Origin of the sequence: Hydrocoleum sp. CS-953 (assembly GCF_002260545.1) — a bacterium.
In the GTDB taxonomy this organism is placed as follows: domain Bacteria; phylum Cyanobacteriota; class Cyanobacteriia; order Cyanobacteriales; family Microcoleaceae; genus Trichodesmium.
The window spans coordinates 1-7,398 of the sequence record NZ_LGSU01001158.1; the positions used below are offsets into that span (position 1 = coordinate 1).

Annotated in this window: 4 protein-coding genes and 1 pseudogene; 3 read left to right on the plus strand and 2 right to left on the minus strand. The window is 33.7% G+C overall.

From position 1 onward, the window contains the following. Positions 1–141: 141 nt before the first annotated feature. From AFK68_RS45665 to AFK68_RS18450, 3 genes are all read left to right on the plus strand, one after another. Positions 142–547: hypothetical protein (locus tag AFK68_RS45665; RefSeq protein ID WP_371357441.1), on the plus strand; the 406-nt coding region annotated here is incomplete at its 3' end. A gap of 61 nt (positions 548–608) precedes the next feature. Further along, entirely contained in the window at positions 609–1,085 is a 477-nt protein-coding gene (locus tag AFK68_RS45670; RefSeq protein WP_371357442.1) for a hypothetical protein, read from the plus strand. 136 nt (positions 1,086–1,221) lie between these two features. Beyond that, positions 1,222–2,298 (plus strand): glycosyltransferase family 4 protein, encoded by a 1,077-nt coding sequence (locus tag AFK68_RS18450; protein WP_168186540.1) that lies wholly within the window; start codon positions 1,222–1,224, stop codon positions 2,296–2,298. A gap of 68 nt (positions 2,299–2,366) precedes the next feature. Here AFK68_RS18450 and AFK68_RS18455 read toward each other — a convergent pair. Together AFK68_RS18455 and AFK68_RS18465 are read right to left on the minus strand one after the other, a co-directional pair. Then, the coding region (locus AFK68_RS18455) for an ATP-binding protein (protein ID WP_210407489.1) at positions 2,367–4,838 on the minus strand (2,472 nt) is incomplete at its 5' end. Positions 4,839–5,393: 555 nt separating this feature from the next. Further along, positions 5,394–7,367: pseudogene (locus tag AFK68_RS18465) on the minus strand (AAA family ATPase); the annotation flags it as partial. Positions 7,368–7,398 lie beyond the last annotated feature (31 nt).

The following is a 7,398-nucleotide window of genomic DNA, read 5'->3' on the forward strand; positions in this document are numbered from 1 at the left end:
GCATAAATAATAAAATCACTAACTAAATATATCTGTTTTCATTTTATTTTTTTTGTAATCTAAGTTATTTCCCAACAACTCTAATTAATTATTGAACAAGAAGCATCGGTAGATGAACGTTTTAGCCGGATGTTACCACGAATGCTCAGTCAAGAGAAGACTAAAACACTAATTGAAAAATGCAAGGAAGAAAAAACAACTGTACATGGTGCTATTTCTGCAGCCATGTTATTTGCATCTGCCAAATTATTTTCAACAGATAACTCGGTCAATTTATCTTATGGTTTACCTGTTAGCTTGAGAAAATATTGTCAACCAGAAATCACTAAAGAAAATCTAGGTTGCTTGATCTCTTTTTTATCTTTTAATCAGTTGGTGAACTCAAATGCAATTTTCTGGGATTTAGCTAGAGAATGCAAATCTGAAATACATAATGCTTTGATGAATGGGACTCATATAAATCTACTAAAAAAAGCTAAATTACAACCTGATATATCTCTAGATATTCAAAGAGAAAAGATGATTAAATCTATTTTAAATAGAGAGANCAACCAGAAATCACTAAAGAAAATCTAGGTTGCTTGATCTCTTTTTTATCTTTTAATCAGTTGGTGAACTCAAATGCAATTTTCTGGGATTTAGCTAGAGAATGCAAATCTGAAATACATAATGCTTTGATGAATGGGACTCATATAAATCTACTAAAAAAAGCTAAATTACAACCTGATATATCTCTAGATATTCAAAGAGAAAAGATGATTAAATCTATTTTAAATAGAGAGAAGACTATGGGAAGAAATAATATGTTTGCAATTTCTAATAGAGGTAAATTAAAATTTACCCATAAAGCTAATCAGCTAAAAATTAAGGCATTATACTTTGCTACGGGTCAACATATTGGAGGTGATTGTTTTTGGTTAGGTATTGTTACATTGAATGACCAGCTATTTTGTAATTTTCTGTATGTAGAGCCTTTAATCAGTAAGAAAACAGCAGAATTATTTGCTAAAAATGTAATAATGCTTTTAGAAAAAGTGTGCATTAATCCAAATATTACCTTAACAATATTATCCGAATTAAGTTAGGGACAATAAAGATTAAAAAAATTATAATCTTTGGCATTTATTTGACAAAGTATAGGATTTTAATATATAGTTTCTTTTATTGTATTTTTATATAATCGCTGAACAAAATATGAACTGGGACAGTAACTCAATTGTAATGTATTCCAATTTTCCCTTCCATGTCGAAGATTGGGCTCCACCTTCTATTGAAAATGGTATTGGAGGAAGCGAAGAAGCAGTAATTTATTTAAGTCAAGAATTAGTTAAGTTAGGATATCAGGTTACTGTTTTTAATAGATGCGGTGACATGGAAGGGGAGTACAATGGAGTTGTTTATAAGTCTGTTGATAAATTCAATCCCCAAGATAACTTTAATGTTTTAATATTTCATCGTGCTTGGAAACAACCTATGGAAATGCAAGTTAAAGCTAGAAAAATTGGGGTATGGATGCACGATAATCCTCAATTATTTCCACCAATAGAAGAGTCAGAACGTTCGCAATTTTTGGCAAGTTTTGACAAGCTATTTATGCTGTCAAATTTTCATAAATCAATGCTGCCAACATGGATACCTCAAGATAAGATTTTCCTGACAGCAAATGGGATTAATCTTCAGGATTTTAATATTCCTTCCACCATTCCTAGAAACAGCAAAAGACTGATTTATATTAGCGACTATACAAGGGGTATAGAAAATCTTTTAAGACGATGGCCAGATGTTATCAAAGAAGTTCCTGATGCAGAAGTTCACCTTTTTTATGGATGGCAAGGAGTTGATGCTCTAATTAATTCACCTTTCATTGAGAGATTTCCCCAACTACCAAATCAAAAGCAAGAAATATTAGAACTTTTTCAGCAGAAAAATGTATATGAACATGGAAGAGTTGGCCATAAACAGTTGATAGAAGAATTATTTCAATCTGGAATATGGGTTTATCCTTGTCATACTAATCTTGAGACTTTCTGTATTAGTGCTTGGAAAGCACAAGCTGCTGGTTGTGTTCCTATAGTGACAACTTGTGCAGCTTTAGATGAAAGAGTGAAATCCGGTATTAGAATTCAGGGACCTGCGGGGGATGAAAAAACTAATAATACTTTTATTGAAGCGGTGATAGATTTGTTGAAAAATCCTGATAAACAAGAAACTTTTAGACAAGAAGCTTTAGCATTAAAAAATTCATTTGGGTGGGATAAAGTTGCTCAACAGTGGCATGAGGAATTTTTATCTATTTAACTAAAGCTAGTTGTTCCTTTAAGTTATCGATCGCTCCCGAAAGTTCTATCTGAATCAATTGATACTAATTACAATGGTATCTCAATCACAAATTCTACACCTTGTTCTGGTGTAGAATTACAACTCAGTTTACCCTTGTGTTTTTCCACAATAATTGAATAGCTAATTGACAAACCTAAACCTGTACCAGAACCGACTGGTTTAGTAGTAAAAAATGGGTCGAATATCTTCTTTTGATTTTCTAGACTAATACCAGGGCCATTATCAGCAATTTTGATTTTTACAGTCTGAGATTTAGTTATTTCTGTAGTAATAGTAAGAGTAGGTTCCTGATTTAATTCACTATCATTTTTTCTCATCTCTTCTAAAGCATCAATACCATTATTAAGAATATTCATAAATACTTGATTTAGTTGGGAAGCGTAACAGTTAACCACTGGTATTTCTCCATATTTTTTAACTACTTTAGTTGCAGACTTTCCTCTCACACGGTTGAGTTTATTTTGTAAAATAAGTAAAGTGCTATCAATTCCATCATGGATATTTACAAGTTTCATATCTGACTCATCTAATCTGGAAAAATTGCGTAGAGATAGCACAATTTGTTGAATTCTTTCAGCTCCTACTTTGATAGAATTTAGTAATTTTTCAAAATCTTCAGTTAAAAAATCTAACTCAATTTCTTCCATCATTTCTTCTATTTTTGCTGTAGGATTAGGATATTCCTGTTGATAAAGATTGATTAAATTAAGTAAATCTTCGCTATATTGGGTGGCATAGTTAATATTGCCATAAATGAAACTTGTAGGATTATTAATTTCGTGAGCAATTCCTGCTACCATTTGCCCTAAACTAGACATTTTTTCTGTTTGAATTAATTGAGCTTGAGTGTTTTTTAGTTCCTTGATAGTTTGAGATAAACGTAGATTTTTTTCGTTTAATTCCTCTGTGCGTTTTTTAACTTTATCCTCTAAGGTATGACTATATTCTTCTAGTTGATTTTTAGCAGTAGATAAGTTTTCATAAAGCCGGGCATTTTCGAGGGAGAAAGCTGCTTGAGTAGTCAGAACTTTTAATACTTCTAGTCGATGACTATTAAAGGCTCCGACTGTGAGATTATTTTCTAAATATAATATCCCAATAAATTGACGGCGATTAATAATAGGAATACATAAAATACTCTTGGGTTGATAGTTTTGAATGTAAGGATCGGCAGCAAACTTAGCTTCATTCTTGGCACTATCAAATACAACAGTTTGTTGAGTACGCGCTACATAATAAATTAGGGAATTAGGAAGCTCCGAGGTCGAGTTAATAGGAAGAGACTGTTTTGCTGTTAGTTGTAATTCTTCATCAAGGTTGCTATTACGAATAGCTTTTGCTTCTATGACTAAATTTTCTCCTTGAGAAAGGATAAGATAACCTTTTTGAGCTGCAGCATTTTCCAGAGTGACTCGCATCAAAACCGAGAGTAAATTCTCTAGTTTTATTTCTCCTGAAATAGCTTGAGTTGCTTTCATCACACTCCTGAAGTCAAGCACTAGAGAAGTCTCACTGCTTGTATAACTAACACTTTCTTGAGTTAAGCTACGAGTAAAATTACGCTCTTCTTGCTGTAAGGGTTTGAGGATATCGCCGTAGGAATTTTCCAAGTGTTTGAGTTTGGCAACTGCTCCCCACTGAGCATAAGCGTAGTAAGCTTTGATCATATATGCTTGGGCAATAGTTTCCTTATTCCACTCTAGGTAAAATTTAGCTGCAAGTTCATTAGCAAGACCAACTTCTTGAATGTATTCGTTTTCTGTAGCTCCGGCGATCGCTTGTTCATATAGTTCTATTGCTTCTACATAGTTATGAAGCACCCGATTTTTTTCTGCTTCTACTAGATGAAATTTATGTAAATAGTTCATGGGAGCGTGGTGCGCCCAGATTTTAATCTGTTCCTGGTTAGAAGTAATTTCTTCTAACCACTGCTGTTGTTGTGCCTGAGAAACTTCATTGTAGAGAGCAAGTCGGATTAAAGAACCATAAAAATAGAAAAATACCGGACTATAGTGAGAAGTAACCAGATGGAGATATTTTTGTCCTCCTTGACAAAATTTTAGAGATTCTTGATACTCACCAAACAGATAACATAAATAAAGTTTATGCAAATGTAAATATACCAGTCCGTGATCTTGAGGTTGGGTTTTTGTCTCATCAAAAGCAGAGCCAACTAGCATACAGGGATTTTCTGAGCGATCGCTTAAGTTCAAAACAGTCTGTTGAGTTATTTGCAACCATGTAAGGGGAGTTTCTTGTTTAGTTTTCACAACAGCATCAATAGCGTTATTCAGCTTTTGAGAAAGTTCTGTTAACTCCCACCCCACACAGTAAGAATGAAAAGAGTGCAAAAAAATGTTGTAACCAGCAAATTCAAAGTCTCCCCTGGATAGAGCTAGAGAATAACATTCCAGAAATAAGGGTAAAGTGTTTGCTAAATGTTCTTGCCAATGACGCAAATGGTGGTTTGCTACAGTTACTCCTCTGAGAGTATCTCCNAAAAAATGTTGTAACCAGCAAATTCAAAGTCTCCCCTGGATAGAGCTAGAGAATAACATTCCAGAAATAAGGGTAAAGTGTTTGCTAAATGTTCTTGCCAATGACGCAAATGGTGGTTTGCTACAGTTACTCCTCTGAGAGTATCTCCTCCAAAGCGATCGAATAGTCCAGATATTACCTCTGATAATTCATAAGCTGCTTTAATTTCTCCCTTCCTCCACAGTAAGATTCCGTAAGAACTATAACCCAAAGCGGAAACAGGAGTATTACCCCATTTTACGGACAAAGTTACAATACCAAAAATTATACTCGCCCATAAGGGGGAACCCACAACAAAAGCTGCTGGTGCAATTAATCCTAGAATTTGTATTAAAGCTAATTTTTCAGGATTTGTCATTGCTGGAAGTTGTTTGAGTTCTTCAGTGGAGCGATCGCTCATAAATAACTGGAGTTCTTCAATAGCAGAAAACAAGTCTGCTTCTTCCGAGCTGGGGGATAATTTTAATCCTAAATCTTTAATTACAATTATAGCTAGATCGATTCCTTTTACAATNTGGTGCAATTAATCCTAGAATTTGTATTAAAGCTAATTTTTCAGGATTTGTCATTGCTGGAAGTTGTTTGAGTTCTTCAGTGGAGCGATCGCTCATAAATAACTGGAGTTCTTCAATAGCAGAAAACAAGTCTGCTTCTTCCGAGCTGGGGGATAATTTTAATCCTAAATCTTTAATTACAATTATAGCTAGATCGATTCCTTTTACAATTTGGTGTTGAGCAAATTCGGATTTAATTTTGGTCATATAAACTGGCACTTTATCCAATAAACTATTAGCTTGTTCCTGTACAACTTCAGCTAACTTTTCCATCTGCTCATAATCACCTATCAAATACCTTACTTCTGTTGCTTCTATATACAGAGCTAATGTTAATTCATAATTCGTTTCCCAAATATTACCTCTTAACAATTCTAGACTTATATTTAGATAATTAATCGCAGCATTATAAGCAGTAGAAAGTTTCGCCTTCTTTCCCGCCATTAAATTCAACTCCGCCAACTGTTCCTGCTCCCTCAAATCATCAATTAAATCTACCCCATAATTTAACTGATTCACAATATCAAAAATTCTCTCTTGCCTTTCACCTGACGGCACATTTTCTAATAATAATCGCCCTATTTTTAAATGAGTTACTTGTTTTTCCTCTTCGGGTATTAACAAATATGCCGCTTGCTGTACCCTGTCATGCAAAAACTTATAATTAGCATCATCTTCTATTCCCTGAAAATCTGTCAAACTTGACTCTTCTGAGGTATAAAACTTATATACTTCTGTCACTGGTAAAATCAACCCTTCTTGCAACGCCTCCCACAAATTCTTTCCTGTTTCTAACACAGATTTTTCCGACACAATAGCTAAAGTTTCTAAATCAAACTTATTACTTATACAAGCTCCTAATTTCATTACCTCTTGAGTATTAGGTGACAACTTTTGCAGACGAGTTGCCATAAATTCCACTACATCATCAGTCAAAGACAATAACTTCACCTGAGCAATATCGCATTCCCAATAACCTACTTCATAATTAAACGTAATTAATTCTTCTTTATACAATGCTTTGAGAAATTGAGTAATAAAAAATGGATTTCCTTGAGTTTTTTGATATATTAACTCCGCCAAAGGAAATCCTATTTCCTGAGTACAATGAAGGGTCTCTGCTACTAAGGGATTTATATCAGAAATTAATTCCAGTGGTTTTAAAGTAATCCTATTAATAATTGCCGATTTTTTGGCAATTTCTTCCAAGGTTAATATTAAAGGATGAGTCGGATTTACTTCATTATCCCGATAAGCTCCTAACAATAATAAATATTGACTATTTTTTTCACTCATTAACAACTGCATCAACTTCAAAGAAGCCGTATCTGCCCACTGTAAATCATCTAAAAATATTACTAACGGATGTTCTTGAGTCGCAAAGACTTTAATAAACTTTAAAAACAGTAAATTAAACCGATTTTCTGCTGCACTTCCTGATAATTCTTCTACCGCAGGTTGAGGAGAAATAATAGATTCTAGTTCGGGAATAACTTCAATAATTACTTGCCCATTTTTTCCCAATTCTGAGAGAATTTTACTCTTCCATTCCTGTAATTGAGTTTCCGTTTCACTCAGCAATTCTCCCATCAAATCCCGAAATGCTTGTACAACAGCACTAAAAGGAATATTACGTTGAAATTGGTCAAATTTTCCTTTAATAAAATAGCCTTTTTGGCGAACTATTGGTTTATGAACTTCGTTTATTACTGCTGTTTTTCCGATTCCTAAAAAACCCGCTACTAACATTATTTCACTTTCACCTTCAGCAACTCTTTCAAAAGCTTCTAATAAATTCTGAACTTCATTTTTACGACCATAGAGTTTTTCGGGAATGCTAAAACGGTCAGATATATCATGTTTTCCTAACTCAAATAGAGGGATTTTTTCTGTTTTTTGCCAAGATTTTAAACAAATTTCTAAGTCGTGTTTAATCCTAAAACATTCTGATAGCGTTCTTCAGCAT

What these genes read in the sequence shown, in the direction of transcription:
- AFK68_RS18450 (WP_168186540.1), top strand. Translation starts at nt 1,222, where the DNA reads ATGTATTCCAATTTTCCCTTCCATGTCGAAGATTGGGCTCCACCTTCT.